At 64.7% G+C, this 23,725-nt stretch carries 30 protein-coding genes; 15 read left to right on the forward strand and 15 right to left on the reverse strand.

Features of this window, described 5'->3' with window-relative positions; genetic code table 11:
• Positions 1 to 32 precede the first annotated feature (32 nt).
• From AABB87_RS18735 to AABB87_RS18750, 4 genes are read left to right on the forward strand one after another with little or no spacing between them, the layout of a single operon-like run.
• Complete coding sequence (locus AABB87_RS18735; protein ID WP_341972780.1) at positions 33 to 197, forward strand: DUF1328 domain-containing protein; 165 nt, start codon at positions 33 to 35, stop codon at positions 195 to 197.
• 53 nt (positions 198 to 250) lie between these two features.
• Positions 251 to 640 carry a hypothetical protein gene (locus AABB87_RS18740; protein WP_058718921.1) on the forward strand — a complete coding sequence of 130 codons (390 nt, stop codon included), beginning with the start codon at positions 251 to 253 and terminating at the stop codon, positions 638 to 640.
• Positions 641 to 686: 46 nt separating this feature from the next.
• Complete coding sequence (locus tag AABB87_RS18745) at positions 687 to 1,091, forward strand: hypothetical protein (protein WP_341972782.1); 405 nt, start codon at positions 687 to 689, stop codon at positions 1,089 to 1,091.
• A complete protein-coding gene (locus tag AABB87_RS18750) occupies positions 1,088 to 1,669 on the forward strand; it encodes a hypothetical protein (RefSeq protein ID WP_341972784.1) in 582 nt (193 codons plus the stop codon). Before AABB87_RS18745 ends, AABB87_RS18750 begins: the two co-directional genes overlap by 4 nt.
• On the opposite strand, the gene AABB87_RS18755 is transcribed toward AABB87_RS18750, so the two are convergent.
• The 6 genes from AABB87_RS18755 to AABB87_RS18780 all read right to left on the reverse strand — a co-directional run bounded on the left by AABB87_RS18755 (position 1,587) and on the right by AABB87_RS18780 (position 7,276).
• Positions 1,587 to 3,023, reverse strand: a complete 1,437-nt coding sequence (locus AABB87_RS18755; RefSeq protein ID WP_341972786.1) for a phospholipase D-like domain-containing protein — start codon at positions 3,021 to 3,023, stop codon at positions 1,587 to 1,589. The genes AABB87_RS18750 and AABB87_RS18755 overlap by 83 nt on opposite strands.
• Before the next feature lie 14 nt (positions 3,024 to 3,037).
• The gene (locus tag AABB87_RS18760; RefSeq protein WP_341972788.1) at positions 3,038 to 4,354 is read right to left on the reverse strand and encodes a PQQ-dependent sugar dehydrogenase; all 1,317 of its coding nucleotides are present in this window, start codon (positions 4,352 to 4,354) and stop codon (positions 3,038 to 3,040) included.
• Positions 4,355 to 4,460: 106 nt separating this feature from the next.
• Complete coding sequence (locus tag AABB87_RS18765) at positions 4,461 to 4,619, reverse strand: DUF3309 family protein (protein WP_341972789.1); 159 nt, start codon at positions 4,617 to 4,619, stop codon at positions 4,461 to 4,463.
• An 80-nt stretch (positions 4,620 to 4,699) separates the two neighbouring features.
• Positions 4,700 to 4,939: a hypothetical protein gene (locus AABB87_RS18770; protein WP_058718925.1), complete on the reverse strand. Its 240-nt coding sequence runs from the start codon at positions 4,937 to 4,939 to the stop codon at positions 4,700 to 4,702.
• Positions 4,940 to 5,047: 108 nt separating this feature from the next.
• The gene (locus tag AABB87_RS18775; RefSeq protein WP_341972791.1) at positions 5,048 to 6,775 is read right to left on the reverse strand and encodes an ABC transporter ATP-binding protein/permease; all 1,728 of its coding nucleotides are present in this window, start codon (positions 6,773 to 6,775) and stop codon (positions 5,048 to 5,050) included.
• A 27-nt stretch (positions 6,776 to 6,802) separates the two neighbouring features.
• On the reverse strand, positions 6,803 to 7,276 hold the full coding sequence (locus AABB87_RS18780) for a PRC-barrel domain-containing protein (protein WP_341972792.1): 474 nt from the start codon (positions 7,274 to 7,276) through the stop codon (positions 6,803 to 6,805).
• Between the two features lie 242 nt (positions 7,277 to 7,518).
• Here AABB87_RS18780 and AABB87_RS18785 point away from each other — a divergent pair, with 242 nt between their 5' ends.
• The 3 genes from AABB87_RS18785 (at position 7,519) to AABB87_RS18795 (ending at position 9,748) form a co-directional block, all read left to right on the forward strand.
• Positions 7,519 to 7,770, forward strand: coding sequence for a hypothetical protein (locus tag AABB87_RS18785; RefSeq protein WP_341972794.1), 252 nt, complete (start codon positions 7,519 to 7,521; stop codon positions 7,768 to 7,770).
• Entirely contained in the window at positions 7,767 to 8,837 is a 1,071-nt protein-coding gene (locus AABB87_RS18790) for a flavodoxin family protein (RefSeq protein WP_341972795.1), read from the forward strand. Before AABB87_RS18785 ends, AABB87_RS18790 begins: the two co-directional genes overlap by 4 nt.
• Before the next feature lie 377 nt (positions 8,838 to 9,214).
• A complete protein-coding gene (locus AABB87_RS18795; RefSeq protein ID WP_341972796.1) occupies positions 9,215 to 9,748 on the forward strand; it encodes a CBS domain-containing protein in 534 nt (177 codons plus the stop codon).
• Between the two features lie 51 nt (positions 9,749 to 9,799).
• On the opposite strand, the gene fumC is transcribed toward AABB87_RS18795, so the two are convergent.
• From fumC to AABB87_RS18815, 4 genes are all read right to left on the reverse strand, one after another.
• A complete protein-coding gene (gene fumC / locus AABB87_RS18800) occupies positions 9,800 to 11,209 on the reverse strand; it encodes a class II fumarate hydratase (protein WP_341972797.1) in 1,410 nt (469 codons plus the stop codon).
• A 14-nt stretch (positions 11,210 to 11,223) separates the two neighbouring features.
• Positions 11,224 to 12,108 carry a Crp/Fnr family transcriptional regulator gene (locus AABB87_RS18805; RefSeq protein ID WP_341972799.1) on the reverse strand — a complete coding sequence of 295 codons (885 nt, stop codon included), beginning with the start codon at positions 12,106 to 12,108 and terminating at the stop codon, positions 11,224 to 11,226.
• A 105-nt stretch (positions 12,109 to 12,213) separates the two neighbouring features.
• The gene (locus AABB87_RS18810) at positions 12,214 to 13,134 is read right to left on the reverse strand and encodes a YihY/virulence factor BrkB family protein (RefSeq protein WP_341972801.1); all 921 of its coding nucleotides are present in this window, start codon (positions 13,132 to 13,134) and stop codon (positions 12,214 to 12,216) included.
• 34 nt (positions 13,135 to 13,168) lie between these two features.
• Complete coding sequence (locus AABB87_RS18815; protein WP_058718932.1) at positions 13,169 to 13,387, reverse strand: hypothetical protein; 219 nt, start codon at positions 13,385 to 13,387, stop codon at positions 13,169 to 13,171.
• A gap of 133 nt (positions 13,388 to 13,520) precedes the next feature.
• Between AABB87_RS18815 and AABB87_RS18820 the strand changes: the two genes are divergently transcribed.
• On the forward strand, positions 13,521 to 13,760 hold the full coding sequence (locus tag AABB87_RS18820) for a hypothetical protein (protein ID WP_341972802.1): 240 nt from the start codon (positions 13,521 to 13,523) through the stop codon (positions 13,758 to 13,760).
• A gap of 47 nt (positions 13,761 to 13,807) precedes the next feature.
• Here the strand turns inward: AABB87_RS18820 and AABB87_RS18825 are convergent, their stop codons facing one another.
• Genes AABB87_RS18825 through AABB87_RS18835 form a run of 3 tightly spaced genes read right to left on the reverse strand, consistent with a single transcriptional unit; the run spans position 13,808 to position 17,448 of the window.
• Complete coding sequence (locus tag AABB87_RS18825) at positions 13,808 to 15,493, reverse strand: diguanylate cyclase domain-containing protein (protein WP_341972803.1); 1,686 nt, start codon at positions 15,491 to 15,493, stop codon at positions 13,808 to 13,810.
• Between the two features lie 12 nt (positions 15,494 to 15,505).
• Positions 15,506 to 16,984 carry an ATPase domain-containing protein gene (locus AABB87_RS18830; protein WP_341972804.1) on the reverse strand — a complete coding sequence of 493 codons (1,479 nt, stop codon included), beginning with the start codon at positions 16,982 to 16,984 and terminating at the stop codon, positions 15,506 to 15,508.
• Positions 16,981 to 17,448, reverse strand: coding sequence for a hypothetical protein (locus AABB87_RS18835; protein WP_341972805.1), 468 nt, complete (start codon positions 17,446 to 17,448; stop codon positions 16,981 to 16,983). The genes AABB87_RS18830 and AABB87_RS18835 overlap by 4 nt, the downstream gene beginning before the upstream one ends.
• Positions 17,449 to 17,700: 252 nt before the next feature.
• On the opposite strand from AABB87_RS18835, the gene AABB87_RS18840 reads away from it, so the two are divergent.
• The 5 genes from AABB87_RS18840 (at position 17,701) to AABB87_RS18860 (ending at position 20,311) form a co-directional block, all read left to right on the forward strand.
• Positions 17,701 to 18,192, forward strand: coding sequence for a BON domain-containing protein (locus tag AABB87_RS18840; RefSeq protein ID WP_341972806.1), 492 nt, complete (start codon positions 17,701 to 17,703; stop codon positions 18,190 to 18,192).
• Positions 18,193 to 18,337: 145 nt separating this feature from the next.
• Complete coding sequence (locus tag AABB87_RS18845) at positions 18,338 to 18,529, forward strand: hypothetical protein (protein ID WP_341972808.1); 192 nt, start codon at positions 18,338 to 18,340, stop codon at positions 18,527 to 18,529.
• Positions 18,526 to 18,954: a hypothetical protein gene (locus AABB87_RS18850; protein WP_341972809.1), complete on the forward strand. Its 429-nt coding sequence runs from the start codon at positions 18,526 to 18,528 to the stop codon at positions 18,952 to 18,954. The genes AABB87_RS18845 and AABB87_RS18850 overlap by 4 nt, the downstream gene beginning before the upstream one ends.
• 14 nt (positions 18,955 to 18,968) lie before the next feature.
• On the forward strand, positions 18,969 to 19,394 hold the full coding sequence (locus tag AABB87_RS18855) for a hypothetical protein (RefSeq protein WP_341972810.1): 426 nt from the start codon (positions 18,969 to 18,971) through the stop codon (positions 19,392 to 19,394).
• A 110-nt stretch (positions 19,395 to 19,504) separates the two neighbouring features.
• A complete protein-coding gene (locus AABB87_RS18860) occupies positions 19,505 to 20,311 on the forward strand; it encodes an N-acyl amino acid synthase FeeM domain-containing protein (protein ID WP_341972812.1) in 807 nt (268 codons plus the stop codon).
• A gap of 232 nt (positions 20,312 to 20,543) precedes the next feature.
• Here AABB87_RS18860 and AABB87_RS18865 read toward each other — a convergent pair whose 3' ends face one another.
• Positions 20,544 to 21,269, reverse strand: a complete 726-nt coding sequence (locus tag AABB87_RS18865) for a Crp/Fnr family transcriptional regulator (RefSeq protein ID WP_341972814.1) — start codon at positions 21,267 to 21,269, stop codon at positions 20,544 to 20,546.
• Between the two features lie 94 nt (positions 21,270 to 21,363).
• Positions 21,364 to 22,083, reverse strand: coding sequence for a Crp/Fnr family transcriptional regulator (locus AABB87_RS18870; protein ID WP_341972815.1), 720 nt, complete (start codon positions 22,081 to 22,083; stop codon positions 21,364 to 21,366).
• Positions 22,084 to 22,389: 306 nt separating this feature from the next.
• Between AABB87_RS18870 and AABB87_RS18875 the strand changes: the two genes are divergently transcribed.
• Positions 22,390 to 23,394 carry a DnaJ C-terminal domain-containing protein gene (locus AABB87_RS18875; protein ID WP_341972816.1) on the forward strand — a complete coding sequence of 335 codons (1,005 nt, stop codon included), beginning with the start codon at positions 22,390 to 22,392 and terminating at the stop codon, positions 23,392 to 23,394.
• An 11-nt stretch (positions 23,395 to 23,405) separates the two neighbouring features.
• Positions 23,406 to 23,717, forward strand: a complete 312-nt coding sequence (locus tag AABB87_RS18880) for a chaperone modulator CbpM (protein WP_341972817.1) — start codon at positions 23,406 to 23,408, stop codon at positions 23,715 to 23,717.
• Positions 23,718 to 23,725 lie beyond the last annotated feature (8 nt).

Consider the following 23,725-nt stretch of genomic DNA (forward strand, 5'->3'; position numbering starts at 1 on the left):
AGCCCCTAGCCCCGGCTTGACAGGAGATCAGCATGCTTCACTACGCCGTTGTCTTTTTCGTGATCGCCCTGATTGCCGCCGTGTTTGGCTTCGGCGGCATCGCGGCCAGTGCCGTGGGCATCGCCAAGATCTTGTTCGTGATCTTCGCGGTGCTAGCGGTTGCCAGCTTTTTGTTTGGCTGGATTGGCAAGAACTGACTTGCTCAGCTGCCTGTTCGGCTCACCCCACCACAACTCTCTAAGGACACATCATGTTCGGTAGCAATAAGTCTTCATCTAGCCCTGCACTCAGCAGCCTCGATCATGCCGGTCACCCGGTTGAGCAAGCGGCCCAAGCCGTTCAGGCCACGCAGCAGCTGGCACAAGAGGCCCTCAATGGCCTGAGCGACGGCGTACAAGAATTGCGCGATCAGGCCGAGCCCATGCTGCACAGAGCGGCCGACCGCGCCAGCCATCTGGCCCACCAAACCGTGGACGCGGTGCGCGATCAATCGCTGCGCCTGCGTGAGCAAGCGCTTCGGGCCGGCACCAACAGCACGAACTACATTCGCGCCGAGCCGCTCAAGTCGGTGCTGATGGCCGCAGCTGCCGGCGCGGCCCTGATGGCCTTGGTCAATATGCTGAACCGCACGCGCAGCTGAAGCTGCACGGCACCGCCCTCTGGCGCTTCTCCACTTCCGCACCACCATGCTGCATGCGCTTTTCCATCTGTTCACGACGCAGCCCACGGCCTTGGCCGAGCATGCGCAAGCCTATGCCGACTTGTTCGGTGCGGAGTTTGAAGAGGCCAAGCACGCGTTGCGGCGGCGCTTCGTGCTGCATGCCGTGGTGATGTGCAGCGTGGCCCTGGGCGTTGGCTTGGGCGGCGTGGCGCTGCTGCTGTGGGCGGTGACGCCGCCGGCGCAAATCCACGCGCCCTGGCTGATGGTGTGCGTGCCGCTGCCGCCGCTGCTGTTGGCGCTGGTGTGCATGCGTGCCGCCTCGGCCAGCGGCAGCCGGGACGGTGCCTTGTTTGTCCAGCTGCGCCAGCAGTGGGCCGCCGACCGTGCCCTGTTGCAGAGCCGGGATGCAGCGCCGGAAGGTGGCGCATGAGCAGGCCGCCGGCAAGCACATCCTCAATCGCAACATCCACTTCTGCTGCCCTGGCTCGCTTGGCGCTGTCGCGCACCCGCTTGCAGCAAGGCTTGCGTGATCGGCCCGCTGGCAATGCCGAGCTGGCAGATTGCTTGGCCGATTTGAAGGCTATGCAGGCGACCGGCCTCTTGATGGCCTTGGCGCGGGCCTGGTGGCAAAAGCAGCCGCTGAATGGCGTCATCTCGCTGTTGGCGCAGAGCGCCAAGGCGGGCTTGGCGCCGCTGGCGAAAAAGCATCCGCTGGCTCTGGTCTGCCTGGGCGCTGCAGCCGGTGGCTTGCTGGTCTGGGCGCGGCCCTGGCGCTGGGGTGGTGTGCTCAAGCCGGCCTTGTTGGTGGGCTTGGTTCAGCCCCTGCTGGCCAAGGTGCTCAGCGGCGCCGGGCTGGAAGACTGGCTGGCGGCGCTGGGGCAGATGCTCCAGGCGCATGAGGTGAGTCCTGATGCGGGCGCCGGAACTACAGCCAATACGCCCAGGCACTCGCAAACCACTCCTGCAGCCGGTCCGACAGCGGGCGTTGCTGCCACATCGCCCAGCTGATCTGGGTCGAGGCGCGCAGGTCGCGCTCAAACAAGGCTTGCAGCTGCGCGCCAAAGTCGGCGCCCAGCACCACCGCATTCAACTCCTGGTTGTGCACAAAGCTGCGCCAGTCCAGATTGGTGGAGCCCACGGTTGACCAGACGCCGTCAATCGAGGCGGACTTGGCGTGCAAGATGGCGCCTTGGTGCTCAAAAATCTTCACCCCCGCTTGCAGCAGCGGCGCGTAACTGGCGCGCCCGGCCTGCAGCACCAGCTGGGAATCCGACTTGCCGGGCAGGATCAGGCTGACGTCCACCCCGCGCTGGGCCGCATCGATCAGCGCGGCCAGCAGCCGTGGGTCGGGCACAAAGTAGGCATTGGTCAGATGCACACTGGTTTCGGCGCTGGCAATGGCCGACAGCAAGGTGGCGTAGATCAGGCTGAAGGGCTCGTCGGGTGAACTGCCGATGGCGCGCACCACCTCCCGGCCCACCGCCGGCAGGGCAGGGAAGTAGTGCCTCGCGGCCAAGGGCGGGCCCTGCTGGGCTTGCCAACTGGCGATGAACAAGCGCTGCAAATCAGCCACCACCGGCCCTTGCAGTTGCAGATCGGTATCGCGCCAAGCCAAGCCGCTTTGCGCATTCGCTGTCTTGGCCGCGTGCGACCCCGACTTGAAGGACCCGCCCGAATAGACGCTGCTGATATTGATGCCGCCCAGAAAAGCGATGCGGCCGTCAACGATCAGCAGCTTGCGGTGGTCGCGCTGATTCAGCTCCCACTCGCTGCGCTCGCTCAGCGCATGCACCGGGTTGAGCGGGTTGAACTCCAGCTCCGCAATGCCGGCGGCGCGCAGACGCTCGAAAAAGGCCGCCGGCGTGGCCATGGTGCCGGCGCTGTCGCGCAGCAAATTGACCTGCACCCCGGCGCGCTGCTTCTCGATCAAGGCCTGGGCAAAACGTTGGCCGACCTCATCGTCGTCGAGGATGTAGGTCTCCATATTGATGTGATCCTGCGCCGCCAAAATGGCCGCAAACATGGCCCGGTAAGTGGCCGGCCCGTCTTGCAAGAGTTGCACCGCATTGCCCGCACTCAAGGGGCTGCCGTTGATGGCTTCTTCCAGCGCCAGATGGCGGTCAAAGATGCCGGTCGCTGGGGCGCTTTCGCTCAGGCGCAGCAAGATGGCCTTGGCCTGGCGGGCCGACAAGGGGCCGTTGGCGCCCTCGATGATCAGCGGTGTGCGGGCGCTGCGCGACAACTCCGGGCTGAGTGTGGGCAAGCGGGTGCAGCAGGCCAGGCCGAGGATGGCCAGCAGGCTCGGCACTCCCAGCGCAAGCCAGAGCCAGCCGCGCTTGCTGCGATTCTTGGATTGCCGCATGGCCGGCCCAGCCTTCAATGCAGCGCGCTGACGCGCCAAACCACATTGCCGACATCGTCCGCCACCAGCAGCGCGCCGCTGCGGTCCAGGGCGACGCCGACCGGGCGGCCGTAGGCTTCGCCCTCGGCGCTGAGGAAGCCGCTCAAGACATCCTGCACCGGCCCATCAAGCGGCCGCCCTTGGGCAAAGGGCACAAAGATGACCTTGTAGCCGCTGTGCGGGCGGCGGTTCCAGGAGCCATGCTGGCCGATGAACATGCCCTCGGCGTAGCGCGCGGGCAGGTGCTTGCCTTGCGCCCAGGCCAGGCCGAGCGGGGCCGTGTGGGCGCCAAGTGCAAAGTCGGGCGCGACAGCGCGGGCGACCAACTCGGGTGCTTGTGGCTGCGCACGGCTGTCCACATGCTGACCGAAGTAGCTGAAGGGCCAGCCGTAAAAGGCGCCGTCGCGAACCGAGGTGAGGTAGTCGGGCACCAGATCGCTGCCGAGTTCATCGCGTTCGTTGACCACGGTCCACAAGCTGCTTTGGCCCGGCCCGGTGCTTGCCCAGGCCATGCCGTTGGGGTTGCGCAAGCCGGTGGCGAAGAGGCGGCTGACGCCGGTCTTGAGTTCCAGCTCCCAAATGGCGGCGCGCCCCTGCTCAACAGCTAGGCCGCGTTCCGCCACATTGCTGTTGGAACCCACGGTGATGTAGAGCCGCTGTCCATCAGGGCTGGCGATGATGTTTTTGGTCCAGTGGTGATTGATGGGGCCTGCGGGCAGATCCAGCACTTTGAGCCCCGCGCCGCTGATGCGGCTGCTGCCGGGCGTGTAGGCGAACTTCAGCAAGGCGTCGGTATTGGCCACATAGAAGTCTTGGCCGAGCAGTGCCATGCCGTAGGGCGAATGCAGGCCCTCCAGAAAGGGGACTTGGACGTCGGCGACGCCGTCGCCATCGCTGTCACGCAGCAAGCTGATGCGGTCGGCGCTGGCAACACCCGCGCCGGCCCGCTTCATCACCCAGCCCATCACACGGCTTTTGATGCTGGCCCACAAGCCCTCTTGCAGGGCCGCTTTGGCGGGCGCATTGCTCTCGGCAACCAGCACGTCGCCATTGGGCAGTACGAGCAAATTGCGTGGGTGCTCGAGCCCACGGGCAAAGGCTTGTACTTGCAGGCCCGGGGCTGCGACAGGCGCAAGCCCCTTGGGCCACCCAATGGCGGGTGCAATATGGACGGTGGGGATGAGCCGGCTCACCGGTGCCGGCAGCGTGGGCTGAGGGCCGGTGCCGGCGCTCAGTGGTTGAGTGGCCAGGTCACCGCAGGCGCTGAGCGTTAGGCCTAAACTTAAACCCATGCCCAAGCTCAGCAGGATCCGGCGATGCGGTGCTTGGCGGCGACCTGTGGTGGGCCGTGCGCCTACGCGTCCACCTGACGGTCTGCCGGAAGCGCCCATGCCCGCCCTAGATGCGGCCCAGCAGCAGCAAGACCACGATGATCAACACCACCAAGCCGACACCGCCGCTAGGCCCGTAGCCCCAGCCGCGGCTGTGCGGCCAAGTGGGGAAGACGCCGATCAGCATCAAAATCAAAACGATCAAAAGTATGGCGCCTAAGCTCATGGTGGTCTCCTGAATTGGGCAATGGTGGTTTGACTGAGAACTTATCCGTCAATCGCTGGGGTCGGCTGGCGGACAAGTTCTTAGTTCTGTACGGCGGAAGCCGGCGGCGTGACGACAATCACCGCGGCGCCGCCCTGTGCGCCACTGGCGCCTTGCGGCCCAGTCATGCCTGTGGCGCCGGTGCTGCCGGTGGCGCCGGTCGGGCCGGCTGGGCCAGGTACCGGCGTGGCCGGCGGCGGCACATTGACGACGGTGGGCTTGTCGCAGGCCGCAAGGCCCAGGGACAGCATGAGTGCAGCTAGCAATACAAAGTTCTTCATGGGATTCCTTGGAATTTGGGTGGACCTTGGGACTGAACATGCTCAGACTAGGGCGGCAGCGCCGTGGCTTCCGTGCGTTAGCGAACACAGCGCTCAGATACTTGGCCTTTAACGCCAGACATAAGCTTGCGCCACATGCAATGACCAGCTGCCGTCGCCGGGCAACTCCAGCACTTGCCGGTGATGGCAGAGCAAGCTGGCGTGGTGGCTGACGCTGACGGGCGTGATGCTCAGCCCGGCCAACTGGCCGTAGAGCATGGCCTCGTTGGCCGCGTCGAGCGCGCTGGTCGATTCGTCCAGCAGCAAATAGCGCGGCTTGGCCAGCAGCGCGCGGGCAAATGCCAGGCGCTGCTGCTCACCAACCGAGAGTACCCGCGCCCAGTCCAGCTCGGCCGCCAGGCCGCCGCAGCGTTCGGCCAGCAGGGGCAGGTTGACGCGCTCTAACCAGCCCAGCAACTCTTGGTCTGAAATCAAACGCTCGGTCTGCGGATAGATCAGCTGATCGCGCAAGCTGCCCAGGGGCAAATAGGGCTGCTGCGGCAGGAACAACATGTCCAGCCCGGCCGGGCGTTGCACCTGGCCCGAGCCACTGGTCCACAGGCCGGCGATGACGCGCAGCAGCGAGCTTTTGCCCGAACCGCTGGCGCCGGCAATCAACAGCCCTTCACCGGGCGGCACGCTCAGGTCCAGGTTTTGAATCAGCAGATGCTCGCGGTTAGGGGTCAGGACGGTCAGCCGCGCCACGCTCAAGGCGAAGGCCGGTGCGGTGATGATTTGCTGCAGGGCTTCATCCGGCGGGCAGGCTGGTGCCTGGCCGGGCGTGCCCAGCGCCGCGGCAAAAGCATGCAGGCGATCAACGCCGGCCGAGAAGCGGCTCAGGCTTTCGAAGTGGTCCACGATCACGGTCAGCGCGCTCAGAATCGCCACGAAGGCGCCGGCGGCCTGGATCGCACGGCCAACTTCCAAGTCGCCCGCCAGCACCGGGCCGGCGATGATCACAATCGGCAGCACCGCGATCAGAAAGCTGTGCGCGTACTGAAACAAATTGAGCTTGAACTGCCAGCGCAGCACTTGCAGATAGTTGCCGTAAAGCGCCGTGAAGACGCGCTGCAGCGCCGACATTTCGCGCGCCTCGCCGTCGTGAAAAGCGATGGCCTCGGCATGTTCGCGCACCCGCACCAAGTTGTAGCGAAAGTCAGCCTCGCGTTGCAGCTGGCGGAAGTTCAAGGCAATCAGTCGGCGCCCGAACATCGTGCTGGCGAACCAGGTGCTCAAAAGCGCATAGCCCACCAGGAAATAGACCAAGCCCTGCGAGATCGACCACAGCACGCCGGCGAAAGCGATCAGCTGCATCACCGAGCCAATCACAACCATCGAGAAGTACAGCGACTGCTGGGTGAAGGCATTGATGTCTTCGGCGATGCGCTGGTCCGGGTTGTCGATGCCGGAGGCTGCCGTTAGCCGGTAGAAGGCGCGCTGCTCAAAGTAGCGGGCCAGAAAGTGATCAGTCAACCAACGCCGCCAGCGCAGGCCCAAGGTGTCACGCACATAGAAGTAGAGCGCGTAGATCGGCACCGCACCGACCAGGATGGCGGTGTAGCGGCCGATGGCGCTCCAAAAGCGCGCGCCGTCGCGGGCGGCCAGGGCCGAGGTGAACTCGCCCGTCTCTTGATTGAACAAGACGTTGAAAGCGGTCTGCCCCAGCAGCAAGACCACCAGCAAGGTCAGCAGGCCGCTGGCCCGCCAGCGTTGCTCGCTGCGCCAAAAAGGCTGGGCGATGGCGGCAAAGCGATGCCAGAGGCGGGCGTTGAATCCGGGCTCGGCAAGGCTTTGCATGAGGCGGGGCAGCCTTTTCTTTCTGCGTCAGTTCATCAAGGTTTCGGCGCGCGGCGTGGTGCCGTAGTAGGCATGGATGCCGGCGGCCCATTCTGGGTCGGCCATATCGGGCCATTGGTCCTTGTCAAAGCCGGGGGCGCTTTCCAGCCGAGTCTTGTCGATGCTGACGGTGAAGCGCTTGTTGACGGTGTCCAGCTTGAGGGCGCTCCAGGGCACGGCAAAGAGCTTCTCGCCCAGGCTGAGGAAGCCGCCAAAGGACAGCACGGCGTAGCTGATGCGGCCGCTGCTGACGTCCAGCATGATTTCCTTGATCTCGCCCAGATCGTCACCGTCTTGGTTGCTGACGTCGTTGCCGATCAGGGTGTTGGCTCCCATCAGCCGCGGGCCGGGGCCTTGATGCGTTGGGGTGTATAGGCTGTCATTACCCTGGCTGTTGAGATCGGTACCCGTGCCGTTATTGACGCGGTACATGCCGTAGGGGTCGCGTTCTTCGTAGTTCATCTGCTGCTCCAAGTGGATGACTCATTGGCAAGTGGATGCGCGCGCTGCAATGAGGGAAGCAGCGCCGCACACTTAAGCTAAGGGCTGAGGCTGCTTTCGGCTGTGCGTTCGCGCACAGAGCCGGGCGGCAGACGGCCAGCGTGCATGTGCGCCAGCGCACGGACAAGCGGGTTCAGCAGCTCACAAGATGCCTGCCACTGAACCGCATCGGTGCAGTGCCCCATCCAGCCAGCGGAGCCGCCATGAGCAGACCAGCGCAGATCATCGGAACAGTCGAATACCGCGAAGGCGAGGGCGCACAGATGACGATTCGCAAAGGCCGCTGTGAGGTCGAGGAGTCCGCGCAGGATGTGACGCTGAGTTGGAGCGATGGCCAGGGCGACAGCGACGGCGAGGGCTTGACGCACGGATCGGCCGCAATCCCACTGGCCGTCTATAAGAGCTACGTTGCCAGCCGGGCGATTGAATTGCTTGATGAAGAGAGCTCAGCATGAGCACCATCCGTACCGGCCAAGCGCCAGCGCCCCTGACTCGCGCGGAGTTCAGCATCCGCTTCAAGGCGCATTTCTACGACCCCGCATTCGAGGCGGAAGTGGCCGCCATCGAGCGCTTGGAGGCGATTGCCTGGACGGCCTTGCAGCAAGGCCGTAAAGCGCCGCTCACCCGGCCGGCCGGACGCGGCTTTGCCGACCCGAGCTACGAGGTGTCGGTGCAGTGGCTGGACACCCATCAGCGCCTGAAGGCCGCGCAAAGGCGCTGGAGCGACAGCAAGGTGCCCTCCCGTGTGCTGGTGATTTGCGGCAGTGCGCGCAATGACGGCACTTGCCCGGGCGAAGTGTCCAAGACCTGGCGCTTAAGCGGGCTGGTGCAAGAGGTGATCGAGCAAGCGGGCCTGCATGCCGACTTGCTGGACCTGAGCCTGGTGACCTCGGAATACGGCCGCAAGATCCATCCCTGCAAGGCTTGCGTGTCAACCGCGATGCCACTGTGTCACTGGCCTTGCAGCTGCTACCCCAACCATGCGCTGGATCAGACCAATGATTGGATGGCCGAGATTTATGAGCGCTGGGTCGCCGCGCATGCGGTGATCATCCTGGCGCCGACTTATTGGTATCAGTCGCCCAGCCCGCTCAAGCTGATGATGGACCGCATGGTCTCGGCCGATGGGGGAAACCCCGATCCGACGACGACCCATGGCAAGCATGTGGCGGAAGCCAAGCTGATCGAAGAGCAGGGCTGGGACTACCCCAAACACCTAGCCGGCCGGGCTTATGGCGTGATCGTGCACGGCGATGTGGCTGGCGCCGAAGCACACCGACGCACGCTCTGCGATTGGCTGGAGTGGATGGGCCTGATCGATGCCGGTGCTGCCGCCAAACTAGATCGTTACATCGGCTACTACGAGCCCTACTTCAACAGCCACGAAGCGCTCGACCGTGACCTCGCCGTGCAGGAGGAAGCCCGCAACACCGCGCGCGCCGTGGTTCAGGCGGTGATGCAAGTGCGCATGGGGCAGTTGAGCCAGCCCGATCAGCAAGTCAAGGCGCCGCGCCCGAAGTAGGGGTGCGCGGCCAAGTCTGTGTCCGGCCGCGCCTGAGCGGCCACCTTGCGGCCCAGCGTCAGGCCTGGGGTTCGCCTTCGTGCTCGGGCTCGCTTGGGATCTGGCTTGGGTCTGCCCCAGAGTCCGGCTCCACCGGCAGCGCTCCGGGTTCAAACTCAGCCGGCACATCGGTATGGGGATGAGGGTGTTTGTGGGCTTGAGCCATATTCGTTCATGCGTCCAGGTGAGAGTGCCAGGGCAAGCCTTGCAGTGTGGGGGCGGCAGCACCGCAGGTCTGTGCGCTGGACAACAGACAGCAACGTTCCCGGCCGCGAGCATGAGTGCAGACAAAGAACAACGCCCCTGCCACCGCTTTGAGTTTGATGAAGGGATTCACCATGGCTGACACCGTTACCGCTGCCCTTACCGAAAGCCACATCGATAACCACACCGATAGCGACAGCACAAAGACCGGCCGCGCCCCGCCATCCTCGGTCAGTGCGATCGAGGCAGTCGCCCGCTCGCGGCTGCTGACCGTGGCGGCGGACACCCACTTGGTCGAGGTGGCTGCGCTGCTCGCGAATGCGCAGATCAGCGTGGTGGTTGTCTGTGACGCGCAAGGGGAAGTCTTAGGCCTGATCACCGAGACCATGCTGGTCAGGCAGCTTGGCCTGGGGCAAGCCAACTTCTTCAGCACTCGGGCCGACGCGGTGATGACGCGGGAAATCAAGTCCTGCACGCTGCAAGACCTGCTGACTGAGGTGGTGGCTGAGATGCACCAGCAGGGCTTGATCCACATGCTGCTGCTCGACGCCGACAACAAGCCGCTGGGCGTTGTGAATCTGCGTGACGGCCTGCGCGCGCTGCTCTTGGCGGGCAATTTTGAGGAGGAGTTGTTGCGCAACTATGTGATGGGCATTGGCTATCAGTAGCCCCTGGTGAGGCCTTGGCCTCACCTTGCAGCTTGCGCCTTGCTCCGCCAACTAGGCCTGCGGCCCCAGCATCAGGCGAGGGTCGACCCAGGCGTCAAAGTCTTCGGCGCTGAGCACGCCAAGTGCCAGTGCTGCGTCGCGCAGTGTTGAGCCGCTGGCTTGGGCCTGCTTGGCGATGGCGGCGGCGCGGTCGTAGCCGATATGCGGCACCAGCGCGGTCACCAGCATCAGCGAAGACTCCAGCAAGGCCTGGATGCGCTCGGGCGCGGCCCGCAGGCCCAGCAAGCAGTGCTGCTGGAAGCTGCGCATGGCCTGGCTGAGCAAGTGCAGGCTGTCCAGGCAATCCAGAATGATCAGCGGCTTGTAGGTATTGAGCTCGAACTGGCCTTGCGAGGCCGCGAAGCCGATGGCCGCGTCATGGCCGATGACTTGCGCGCAGACCATGGTCAGCGCCTCGATCTGCGTCGGGTTGACCTTGCCCGGCATGATGGAGCTGCCTGCCTCATTGGCCGGCAATTGCAACTCACCCAGGCCGGCGCGTGGGCCGCTGCCCATCAGGCGGATGTCGCAGGCGATCTTGTTCAGTGCAATGGCCAGCATCTTCAATCCAGCATGCAAGCCGACCAAGGCCTCGTGGCCGGCCATCGCGGCAAAGAGATTGCTGGCCTGGCGCAGCGGCAAGTCCAGCGTCTGCGCCAGCATGGAGGCCACGCGCTTGCCGAACTCCGGGTGGGTGTTCAGGCCGGTGCCCACCGCCGTGCCGCCAATCGCCAATGCGTGTACTGCCCGCAAGGCATAACGCAGATGCTCCTCGCACAGGCGCAGTTGGGCCGCATAGCCGCTGAATTCCTGGCCCAGGGTCAGCGGCGTGGCGTCCTGGCCATGGGTGCGGCCGATCTTGATGATGGCGGCCCATTCAGTCGCCTTGGCCGTCAGCGCCTGCTGCAAGTCGCCGAGCGCCGGCAGCAAGCTTTGCTTGGCCTGCAAGGCCACGGCGAGGTGCATGGCGCTGGGGAAAACGTCGTTGCTGCTCTGGCCTAGATTGACTTGGTCATTGGGGTGAATCGAGCGCTGCGCGCCCAAGGCGCCGCCGAGCGCTTGCGAGGCCAGATTGGCGATTACCTCGTTGACATTCATATGGCTTTGCGTGCCCGAGCCGGTCTGCCAGACCGAGAGCGGGAATTGCCCGTCATGCGCGCCCGCCGCTACCTCGCGCGCCGCTGCCGCAATGGCCTCGGCCTCGGCGCCGTCCAGCAGGCCCAGATCCCGGTTCACCAGCGCCGCCGCCCATTTGAACCAGGCCAGCGCGTGGATCAGGCTCAAGGGCATGATTTGCTGCTGACCCTCATGCTGGCCGATCTTGAAGAACTGCAAGCTGCGCGCGGTCTGCGCGCCCCAGAGGGCGTCCAGGGGCAACTCCAGCGTGCCAAAGCTATCGGTCTCGCTGCGGGTACTGGCCATGGCCGGTGGGGGTTTCATTGCAGGGTCGCGCGGGGTGCGGGAACGTGGGGCAGGACGTGGGCTTGAACTTGGGCTTCGACCTGAATGAAGTCGCTCAAGGCTTGCAGGTCGGGGATTTGAATCATGCGGCGGCCGCGCTCTGAGAAGCAGATCACCTGCGCCCGCGCCAGGCTAGAGAACGCGCGGCTGACCGACTCCAGCGTCATGCCCAGGTAGTTGCCGATCTCGGCGCGCGACATGCGCAAGATGATCTGGTCATTGCGCAGGCCGCGGGCGGCCAGGGATGCGGCCGACTGGCGCAAAAACTCTGCCACCCGCGCCGTGACCGGCAGGGTGCAGACAGAGAGCATGGCGTCGCGCCCGCGGCTGATGGCGCGGCTCATCTCCGCATGCAACACCTGCAGCAACTGGGGCTGGCTGCTGGCTGCGTCCATCAGCGCGTCATAACGCAAACTCCAGATCTCGCCAATCTCCAGGGCTTGCGCGCTGCAGCCGTAGCGGCCTTTGGCAATGCCGTCAAAACCCAGCCAGTCACCCCGGAGCAAGAGCCCAACGACTTGGTTGCGCCCATCCGCCGCGGTGTTGACCAGCTTGACGCTGCCCGAATTGAGCACATAGAGCTGCTTGAAGGGCACGCCCGCTTCAAAGATCAGGTCGCCGGCGTGCACCAGTCGCCGCCGCAGTGGCAAATGCTCTTGCAGCAAACTCAGTGAGCGGGCGATCCGGTCGGCGCCAGGGTTCGTTCCGGCGCTGGCGCCGCGATGGCTGGCTGCTGCGCTGCGGCGCCCGCTGTCCGCCGTGTCGGCGGCAGTCATGGCCTTTGGTGGCTGCGGATGCGCGGCCAGGGCGGTAAGCCGGGGCGGGCGGTCCTCAAATGTGTCCTGCTGGGCTTTGTACATGGCGACTCCCCTGGGCTAGATGTTCAGGCTAAGACCCTAGGCCGGCGCTGTATGTGCGCTGCGCAACACAGCGGCGTGCCATGGCTCGGTTCAGCTCAGCTCAGCTCAGTCGTCTGGAAAAACCGGGAGCTTCGAGGCAGGGCTTGCCGGGCCAGGCAGGCGCTCAAACTCCGCGATCGCTTGCGCGCCCAGCAGCAGCAAGCTAGCCGCCAGCTCCAGGTTCAGCAGCACGGCGATGGCTGTGGTCAGGGAGCCGTAGACCAGTCCGATCTGCGCCAGGCTGCTGAAGTACCAAGCCAGCAGGCGGCGTGAGATCTCCCACAGGCCGGTCGCAAACACCGCCCCGAACAAGGCATGCTTGAGCGGCAGGCGCCCGGCGGGCATCACCATGTAAATTGACGTTAGCACCGCCACTTCGCCGGCCAGGCCCAGCAAATACAGCAAGGCGCTGGAGGGCCGGCCCAGCGACCAGTCGCGGCCCAGCAGTTCAATCTCGTCCTGCCCCATGGCCAGCAAGCTGCCGGTCATCAAGGTCACCAGCAATAGCCCCAGACCGAGGCAGAGGATGAAGGCATAGGGGATCAGGGCGGAGATCAACCAGCGCCGGCCCCGCTTGCGCCCCCGCTGCAGCAAGGCCAGTCGGTGGCGGAAGATCACCGCCATGGCGCTTTCCAGCACGGTGAAGGCCAGGGAGCTGGAGAACAGCATGGTCAGCGCCAAGGTCCAGCCAATGACCTGACGGTGCGCCAAAAACAGCACCAACTCAGCCACCAGCGCCGGCGCTTGCCCCGGCAGCAGCCAATCGAGGTAGCGCCGCAAAGTCTGCAGCAACTCGGCCTCGGTCGTCAGGTGCGATAAGGCGATCAGGATCAAGATCAACATGGGCACGATGGACAGCAGCGCGTAATAGGCCACCGCGCCCGCCAGCAGCAGGCCCTGATTGCGTTGAAAGTTGCGCAGCACGCGCAGGCTGAAGGCGGCGGGATGCGCCAGCAGCAAGCCTAAGCGTGGGTCGAGGATGGACATGAAGGCAGGCCTTGGGGCGGTTGCCGCCCGCGGCTCAGCGCCTCGCCCCCCACAGCAGCAGCGCGCCGCCCAGCACCAGGGCGCCCAAGCCGACCCAGATCGGCACATTGACGACATGGGTTTCATCCACCGTCACGGCCACCGGCCCCAGCTTGATCGCTTGGCTGCGCTCGGTATAGCTGAATCCGCCGTAGGCCAGGGCCATGAGGCCGGCCACGATCAGGGCCAATGCCATGACTTTGATTGCATTCATCACTGCCGCCTTGCCAAAGAGTTGTGGTGTGTCAGGCTAGGGGGCGAAAGGGCAGTCGTCCGTGCGCTGGCAGACAGACACAGCGAATAGCGCGGCATAGGGTGAGGTCTTTCAACCTTTCAAGAGGTCCTTTATGAACTCACTGCAACGCTTGGCAAATATGGCGCTCAGCGCCGCCCTGCTGCTCGCTCTTGGCGCCTGCGCCGGTATGTCTGAGCGTGACAAAAATATGGCGATCGGTGCCGGCATCGGCGCTGCCGGTGGCGCGGTGCTGACCGGTGGCAACGCGGCTGCGACGGTGGGCGGCGCGGTCGTTGGCGGCGTCATCGGCCATGAGCTTGAGAAGGACAAGAAGAAGGATAAGAAGGACTGAAGCCGTGCGGCCCAGTGCTTGGCCGCGCTTGTGCTGAGCCCCTGAGCTCAGCCTTGCTCAGCTTGTCCTAACAGCGGCAGGCTGACCTGGAACTGGCAGCCTTGGCCGATGCCAGGGCTGCTGGCGCGTACCGTGCCGCCATGCGCCTCGACGATCTCGCGCACTACGGTCAAGCCCAGGCCCAGCGCATCGCCGTGCACGCCCACCGCATGGGCCTCGCGGCCGAAGGGTTCAAAAATCGTTTGCAAGGCCTGATCGCTGATGCCAATGCCGACATCGCTGATGGTGATGAGCGCCTGATCGCCGGCGCGCTGCAGCGTCATTTGAATGACTCCGCCGTCATGCGAATAGCGGCTGGCATTGCTGAGCAGATTGCTGATGGCCTGAGTCAGCCTTTGGGCGTCACCGTAGACCTGCAAAGCTTCGGGCGCCTGATCTCGCCGCAGTTGCTGCTGGCGTTGCTCAAGCAGCGGCCGGCATAGCTGCGCACAATGATCAAGCAGGGCCGATGGCGACAGGGGCTGGCGATTCAGCAGCAGCTTGGCCTTGGCTTTTGCTGATGCATCAAGCGGGTGCAGCAAGTCGCTGACAAAGCCGCGTATCTGCGCCGCCTGCTGCGTCATCATCTCCTGGGCGTGCGGCAGCAGCGATGCGGCATCGGGCTGGCGGCCCAGCGCCGTCATGGCGAGCCGGATCGGTGACACCGGGTCATTCAGCTCGGCGGCCACACTGGCGATAAAGTCGCCCTGGCGTTGCTGCGCGGCTGCCGCAGCGGCCTGCAAGTCCAGTGCGCTGAGTGTGGCCAGCACCAACTGCTCGTTCGCCTCTTGCAAGAGCAGTTGGGACTTCTCTTGCCGGGCCAAGCGTTGAGTCAATTCGGCTGCTTGGCGTTGCAGGGCCAATACGGAGGGCTCTGAGGACTCCGATGGCTCTGCGGCCGTGCCGGCTGCCCAAGGCGAGCCTAGTTCCGGAAAGGCCGCGTTCTCGACAAAAAAGGAAATGCCGCCAGGCCCTTGGCGCTTGGCGATATACATGGCCTGGTCGGCGCAGGCGATGAGCGCCGTGGCCGTGTCGGCGTCGCGTGGGTAGATGCTGATGCCAATGCTGGCGCTCAGCTCGGCCCAATGCTCATTGCTGGCTCTGGCCTCGCCCAGTACTTCCTTGAGCTTCTCGGCCACGCTCAAGGCGTCTTTGATCTGGGCCAGATCGTCCAACAGGATCAAAAATTCATCGCCGCCATGGCGGCTGACGGTGTCTGACTCCCGCACCGCTGACAAGAGGCATTGCGCCACTTGACGCAAGACCTGGTCGCCAATGGCGTGGCCTTTGGAATCGTTGATCTGCTTGAATTTATCCAGGTCCACGAACAGCAGGGCCAGCTGGGTGCCTTGGCGCTTGGCATGGGCGATGGCCTGCTCCAAACGGTCAAAGGCCAGCGCCCGATTGGCCAGCTGGGTCAAGGGATCGAGCCCGCTGGTGCGAGCCGCCTCGTCCAGTGCTTGTAGGGCCGACTCGCTGTCGATCTGCGCGCCTAATGCGCTCAGTACCAGCTGCTCATTCGCTTCCAGCAACTGCACGCTCTGGCTTTCGCCGAGAAAGCTCTCGGCCCGCACCACATCCTGTAGCAATTGCACCAAGACCGCCCGCATTGCTTCGACGCGTTGGGTGATCCGGCTCAGCTCCTGCTCGGCCTCGGCCACAGCAGGTGTTGGGGGAGTGGGCAGCGCGTCCACGGGTGCTGTGGCTTAAGCCGTTATGCTTTTTTGGCGGGGCCGGCCGCCCAGCAGGCCTTCCTGATCGGCCAGCGGGGCGCCGATCTGCAGGCCATCGTCGTCGATGTGGAACTCGCGCAGCTGGTCGGAATGCGCGCTGCCCCGGACCTTGACCACGGCCAGCAAGCGGCGCAAGCGGCTGTCGATCTCGATATAGCGCTGCACGATGATGGCGTCGGTCAGGAAGGCGGTGCCGTAGGGGCTAAAACGCAGATCGGTGTAGCGGTCTTCCAGCTCGGAGGTCATCAAGATCGTCACGCCGGCGGCCGCCATCGCAAGCACCAGCCGCGCCAGCGATTCGCGGAAATCATCGCGGAAGGTGGGGGCTACCGCCAATTCAAAGCTCGATAGCGAATCGATCACCACCCGGGTCGCACCCAGCCGCGTGATCTCGCCCAGCAGCAGGCCAATGACTTCATCAATTGAGAGATCCGGCGCCCGGCTGTCCACCAGCCCGACCTGGCCGCTGGCGACCAGCTCGGCAATGATGCGGTTCTGCGCCTGGCTGGGGCGCTGCTCAAAAGCGGCCACCACGCCGGTTTCGCCGCGCCGCGCGCCCTCGGCCAGAAAGGCCGCCGCCAGAATGCTTTTGCCCGAACCCGAAGGGCCGGCCACCAGCAGCGAATAGCCGCGCGGCAAGCCGCCGCCCAGCATTTCATCCAGCTCGGGCACACCCAGCTGCAAGCGGGTGTCGGTGGCGGGTGCGCTGGACATCGTCTCAGCTGACGAGGCCATTGTTTGATGCCCGGCCGGGGCGAAGATCTGGATGCCGGAGCTGGCGATGCGGAAGGTGTGCAGGCCCGGCAGCGTTGGCTGGCCGCGCATCTTCAGGATCTCGATCTTGCGCACCATGGAGTTGCGCTGCACGCTTTGGCGCAACCAGATCAGGCCATCGGCCACGGTGAAGACCGGGTTGGCATCGGTCTCGATGAAGTACTCGCCGATCAAGAAGGTGGTGGCCTGCCAGCTGGTCATCATCATGCCGAGCTGCTGCACGAATTGCTGCAGTCGATGCGTGGGGCTTTGCGGGTTGCCGTTGGTTTCGCTGGCAATCATCACCGAGCGGAAGGAGTCCACAAACACCAGACCCGGCTCATAGGTGGCCACTGCCTCGCCGATGCGCGCCAGCACGCGGTCGAGGTCGCCGTTGGCGGCGTCCTCTGACAAATTGATGAAGCGCACCGAGTCGTTGACGCGCTCGTTGTCAAAGAAATCAAACTGCTGCTGGTAGCGCAGCATCTTCATCGGCGACTCGCCCAGCACGGAGAAATAAATCGCCGGGCGCTGCGCGGTGGCGAGCGAGAACATGATCTGGTGCGCCAAAGTGGTTTTGCCGCAGCCCGGCTGGCCGGCGATCAGATTGAAGGAGAACTCTGGCAAGCCGCCGCCAAGCACTTGATCCAAGCCCGGCACCCCGGTGGGCAAACGTTGGATGGCTACTTTGCTGCTCATTGCGTGTTGTCCTGCGCGGCCGTGCCGCTCAAAAAGGTAAGCCAAGGGGTGCGAAGCAGGCGTTCGGTGAGCGCGCGCCCCACCAATTTGGCCAACAGCTCACAAAAGGTTTGCAATAAGTGACAGGCACCGACAGCCGCCTCGTTGCGGGGCTGCGTGGCGATCAGTGCGGACAGGGCGCTCGGATTGAATTCCGCAGGCGTGCCGTCGGCGCTCTTGCCGCTGCTCATGCCCGTGCCCATGCTGGCGCTCAGGCCAAGCAGCCAGGGGTGGCTTTTGGCGCTGAGTTGCACGCTGCGGGCGAACAAGGCGGCCACGCCGCGTTGGCCCACGATGGGCACCAAGGCCAGCGAAATCTCATGGCAGACCCGCTCGACCAGCCGGGCAATCTGCGGCGCAGTGGCGCCAGCATCCAGGTGCTGGGCCCGGAAGGCCAAGGTTTGATCGCTCTCTGGACTTGTCATGGTTGGGTCGAGGCGCGCAAGCAATCAAATGCAAGCATGCCTGTCTTGTTTGCCTGCTGTTTGGAATAGACGCTTGACCGTAACGCACATTCAGTGCGGCATCTGTACGCTAGCGTACATAGGGGGGTGAAAGGGCTTGGCTTTCGGGTCGCGCCTGTCAGCGAAATCCGACAAGCATTTGCGGCCTGCGCCCACAGGCGCTGGCCCGGGCGAGGGCTAGGCTGGCAGTGTGCCATTCAAATCAGGAACGCCATGAAAATTCCCAAAAATCCTTCTCCCCAGGCCATGCGTGCCCTGGCCGCCGCCATCATCGCTTTGAGCATGGCCGCTTGCAGCAAAGAAGCTGATGACGCGCGCACACCGGGCAAGAAGCTGGACGATGGCATTGCCAAGATGGAGCAGCAGTCCGAGGCCATGAAGGCCGAAGTGAAACAGGGCGCAGCCGATGCGGCCTCAGCCAGCAGCACGGCAATGCAAGACGCCAAGCAGGCCACGCTTGAGATGCGTGAGCAGGTGGGGGCTGACCTCAGCGACGCCGGCATCGTTACCACCGTCAAGGCCAAGCTCGCCGCCGAGACGCTGCTGACGGTGTCCGACATCAACGTCGATTCGACCCAGGGCCGGGTGGTCTTGCGCGGCACGGCGGCCGACCAAGTGGCCGTGGCCCGTGCGCGGGCGGTCGCACTGGGCGTCAAAGGTGTGGTCGATGTGGACAACCAGCTGACCGTCAAGACCAAGTCTTGATGCGCTGACCTGCGGGTGCACGCTGCGCCCAGTCGAGTTCGTCCTACACGCAGGCCCGCTGTTTGCCGATGGCGAGCCGCCCTGTGCGGGCGGACCATGATGCCATCCAAAGCCCGCTGCCAGCGGGTTGGCTTGAAGGTCTGTCATGACATATGAGTTGAACGCACTGAGCCCGACGCCGGCGGGTGATCGCCCTCAGGACGGCAGGGGCGGAGCGGCTGAATTCGATGTGGACGGGCTCGGCGCCATCGGCTTTGAGTCGGCCTGCCCGGCCTTGCTTGCCAGCCATTGGCTGGGTGCAGCGGCAGACGGTGGCGCTGCGGTGGAGCCTGCATGAGCAGCCACATCTTGCCGCATTGGCCGCGGTCGCAAACGCAATCACAGCGGCAATCACAAGGGCAAGCGCAAGGGCAAGCGCAAGGGCAAGCACAAGGGCAATGGCACCCGCACCAAGGTCCCGGTCTGCGTGCCGTTCGCCATATAGACGGTCCTGCGCATGCCGGTTTGTGGTGGTGGTCTGGCTTGGCGGCCTTGCTGTGCCTGGCCTTGTTGCTGGCGCTGCAAGTGGTTGTGCAGCGCTCGGTCGAGCAAGGTCAGGTGCGCCGCGCCATCAAAGCCACCCAAATCAGCCAAGCCCGCCATTGCACGCAACTGGCCGGTGGGCGGCAGCAAGAAGCCTGCCTGCTGGCGCTGAACGAAAGCGCGCGTTTGGGGGCGCAAGCCCAGCAGGCCTTGCCGCCAGTTCAAGCATCGAATCCCTAGCCAAGGAGCACACCATGAAAGCCAAGTTTTCACCCGCTGCCCGATCACCGCTTGCGGCTCGCCTCAGCGGCCTCTTGTTTGTGTTGCCCGCCGTGCTCTTGAGCCAGGTTGTGGCGGCGCAGCCGTCTGAGCTGACGCAACGGCATCAGCGCGAGATTGCCGCGTGCAAGAGCGGGCAGGCGGCGCAAAGCCGGGCCGATTGCCTGCGCGAGGCCGAAGCTGCTTTTGCCGAGGCCAAGCGCGGTGAACTCAATGACGGCCCCGCCGCCTACGAGCGCAATGCGCGCGAGCGCTGCATGGCCTTGCCCATGCCGGAGCGCTACGAGTGCATTGCCCGCATGCGCGAGCCGGCCAGCGGCAGTGTGGCCGGAGGGGGCCTTCTGCGTCGCGCGGTGACTCCTGGCCCACCGCCCGCACCTGCTTCTCAACCCAAGCCCTAGCCACGCTCGCAAAAGTGGTTGCATTCGCTGCAGTGGCCGTCTGCACCTGAAGAGGCAGGCTCCGCATTCGCAGGCCGCAAGCCCTGTTCAAGCCGCGAAGGTCCCTGACCATGAACGTAGACACCATCATTGGCGTGCCCTTTGAGTCGCGACCTTTGCGCTCTTTGTTGCAAGAGGCTTTCGAGCCCTTGCAGCCGCCTTCGCCCGAGCAGAGCCAGCGCTTGTTCAAGATCCGCAGCGCCGACTCGGCCGGCCAGCGCAGCTCGGCCAGCATCTTGGTCAATCGCATGTATGCCTGGCGCGGTTATGACACTGACCATGTGCCGGTCACCCAGCTGCCCGAACGCATCACCTTGCTGGCCAGTGAGGATGAGCTGACCATTGGCACCATCACGATAGGCTTTGACTCAGGCGCCGGGCTTTGCGTGGACCAGCCCTTCGCGCTTGAAACGGCGGCGCTGCGGGCGCGCGGCCTCAAGCTGTGTGAGTTCACCCAACTGGCCGTTGACAGTGTGATGCGCTCCAAGCGGGTGCTGGCCTCGCTTTTTCATGTGGCCTATATCTATGCCCACCGCATGATGGGCTTTGACAGCTTGCTGATCGAGGTCAACCCACGCCATGTGCGCTTTTACGAGGGCATGCTGGGCTTCCAGGTGCTGGGCCAGCCGCGCATGAATCCGCGTGTGAATGCGGTGGCGGTGCTGATGCGCATTGACTTCAGCTATATCCACGACCAGATCGCCATGTACGGCGGGCGGCCGGAGCTGGCCTTGCAAGCCCGCTCGCTCTATCCCTTTGTGTTCTCGGTGGCGGAGGAGGCCAGCATCGTCGGCCGGCTCAAGCGGACCCAGCCCGACGTGGTTTTCTCTCATCTGCCCATACCTCCACCCGAAATGGCTATCGCAGCGGGTGTCTAAAAGTGAACTCCGGCGCCTGCCTGAGCGGCTACGGTGGCAGTCAGTCAGTCTGCGCTGGCCTGAGGGGCGCTGCCTTGCTGGCATGCAGCCAGAGGCCTGCATGGTGATTTTGGCCGGTTTGGTGGCGATGGCTTTGTGGCAGGCGCTGAGCCCAGCAGTGACTTGAGAAGAGCAGGCGCACGTTTCGGTCCGGCTGCGCTTTGTGTGCGAGGTGATTGGCGCGCCGCTTGGCTTACGCCGCGATCTGCATGGAGGCGGCTCCGCCCTGCTTGCCGGCCATCATCGGGTCGCCGATGCGCTGTTCCAGCCTGGCCCGGTCCAGCACGGCAATGCGGCCGCGGCTATAGCTGATCAGGCCGGCCTGGCTGAGCCTCAGCGCGGCGGCAGTGACGCCCTCGCGGCGCACGCCGAGCAGATTGGCCAGCAACTCCTGCGTCATCATCAAGGCCTCGCTGGGCAGGCGATCCAGGCCCATCAGCAGGCGGCGGCACAGCAGTTGGTCGATGGAGTGATAGCGATTGCAGGCGGCGGTTTGCGCCATCTGCGCCATCAGGCTTTGGGTGTAGCCCAGCAGCATGGCCTGGATGGCCCCGGCTTGCGTGATTTCTTGTTTGACCCGGTGCGCCGGCAAGCGCAAGGCTTCGCCCGCGCTTTGCACCACCGAGCGGCTGGGCGTGCCATTGCCGCCCATGAAGAGCGAGATGCCCACCACCCCGTCGCGGCCGACCACCGCAATCTCGGTCGATTCGCCGTCTTGCGTCAGATAGAGCAAGGAGACGATGGCCGTGGTGGGGAAATACACATAGGCGGCGGTGCTGCCGGATTCGCACAGCACTTGGCCCAGGCTTAGCGCCACCGGCTGCAGGTCGGCGGCCCAGCTGGCCAGATCGGCCTCGGGCAAGTCGGCCAGCAAGAGGTTTTGGCGCGGCTGGCAAGTCGGGCTAGGGCAAGTTTTCATGACAGGCTCCGCTGCGTCTTTAGGAGAGCCCATCTTTGTCCTGCCGCGCCCGCCTGACCATCAGCGGGCGGCTGATCACTCTGTCAACTCTGTCCTACAGCGGCGAAGTCCGGGGCAACAAGCGTTCGTATTCGTCTTTGACCACCGCATAGCACTCGCAGCTGCGCTGCTCCAGGCCGGGCCGGTCCAGCACCGAGATATGGCCGCGGGCATAGCGGATCAAGCCGGCGCGCTGCAGCTTGAGTGCGCTTTCGGTCACGCCCTCGCGGCGCACACCCAGCATATTGGCGATCAAATCCTGGGTCATCACCAGTTCATTGCTGCGCAGCCGGTCCAGGCTCAGCAGCAGCCAACGGCAGAGCTGCTGATCGAGCGAATGGTGGCGATTGCAGACCGCTGTTTGCGACATCTGCGTGATCAGCGCCTGGGTGTAGCGCAGGAGCAGCTGCATCACCGGGCCGGAGCGCTTGAACTCCTCCTTGATCGCCTGCGCCTTCATGCGCAAGCCTTGGCCGGCGCTTTGCACCACCGCCCGGCTGGGGGTGGAGTCGCCGCCCATGAAGAGCGAGATGCCCAGCAGGCCTTCGAAGCCGACCACGGCAATCTCGGCCGAAGCGCCGTTTTGCATCACATAGAGCAAAGAAACGATGGCGCTGGTGGGGAAGTAGACATGGCTGAGCGTGCTGCCCGGCTCGTACAGCACCGTGCCCAGGGGCAGGTCCACGTTTTCCAGATGGGGCAGCATGCGCAGCCACTCCGGCTCGGGCAAGGCATCGAGCAGTCGGTTTTTGCGTAGAAGCGAGGGGGCGGCCATCAAACAACTCCAGGCGGTGTGTATTGGCGTTTAGGGCCAATAACGGCGAGTGCTTACGGTGGAGGGGCCTGGTCAGGTTGAGCCTGCAGTGTAGACGGGGGCTTCTCGGACTGCGGCTGCACTGTGGAAGCTAGGGGGGGGCAAGAGGCCGGCTTGTGGCTTGCGCAGCATGTGGGCATCGAAGGACGCTGCTTATGTGCGCTGGCGCACAGACCGCTGGCGGCCTGAGTGCGCTCAATACTGGATCAAGCCTGGCGCCTGTGCAGGGCCGGCGCGAGCAGCCATTCACCCCGGATAAGTGCATTCATGGAGTTCAAGGACTATTACCAGACCTTAGGCGTGGATCGCAGCGCCACGGCCGAGCAGATCAAGCGCGCCTACCGCAAGCTGGCGCGCAAGTATCACCCTGACGTCAGCAAAGAGCCCGATGCCGAAGCCCGCTTCAAAGCGGTGGCCGAGGCGCATGAAGCCTTGTGCGATGTGGATCGGCGCGCGGCCTACGATGCGATTGACAGCCGCACGCAAGGCGGCGCCGACTTCAAGCCCAGCCCCGGCTGGAGTGATGGCTTTGCCTTCGACGGGGCGGAGTTCGCCGCCGCCGGCAGTGGCGGCGAAGGCGGAAGTGCCAGCCGCAGCAGCTTTTTCGAAGCCTTGTTTGGCCGCCAGACCGGCCGCGGCGCGGCGCCTGAGTTCGCGCAGCGCGCCGGTGCCGACCAGCATGCCAAGGTCAGCATCACCTTGCTGGATGCCTATCGCGGGGCCGAGCGCACGATCACCTTGCACATGCCGCAAGCCGCCGCGCCGAATGAAGCGGGCGGCGCCAGCAGGGCGGGAAAAACGGCCACAAGCATGCACAACAAGCGCATCCAGATTCGTATTCCCAAAGGCATACAAGCCGGCCAGCATCTGCGCCTGGCGGGCCAAGGCCATGCGGGCCTGGGTGGTGCGCCGCCGGGTGATTTGTATTTGGAGATTGCCTTCTTGCCCTCGGCGCGCTTTCGTGTCGAAGGCAGCGATGTGTTCACCGATCTGCCGCTGGCCCCCTGGGAGGCCGCACTGGGTGCCACGGTGAACCTGCCAACGCCGGACGGTGAACTGGCCCTCACCGTGCCGCCGGGCTCCAAAAGCGGGCGCCAGTTGCGGCTCAAAGGCCGTGGCCTGCCTGCCTTCAATGCCGGTGTGGCGGGAGACCTTTACGCGACCGTGCAGCTGCAGCTGCCGCCGGCGGATAGCCCGGAGGCCGAGCAAGCCTATCGCGCCATGGCCGCGCAGTTCAGCGCATTCGATCCACGCGTCTCGGCGCCGGTTTGAGGACTATCACCATGAGCACGACTCTGGCGCAATGGCAAGGGCAGGCGCTGCTGGTCGAGCGCGAATGGCAATTCACGCTGGACGGGCTCAGCCAAGCCTGCCAGGTGGACGTCGCGCGGCTGTACGACTTGGCGCGCGAAGGCGTGTTTGGCCTGGTGGCGGAGGATGACGGGCAATGGCTGTTCGAAGGGGCCGCGCTGCGGCGGGCGCGCTTGGCGCTGCGCTTGCAGCGCGAGCTGGATCTGAGCCCACATGGCATTGCGTTGGTGATGGACCTGCTGGATGAAATTGCCCAGCTCAAGCAGGCGCTGGGTCGCCCGTAGTGGTCTAG

Source organism: Roseateles sp. PN1 (assembly GCF_038419725.1).
GTDB lineage: Bacteria > Pseudomonadota > Gammaproteobacteria > Burkholderiales > Burkholderiaceae_C > Paucibacter_A.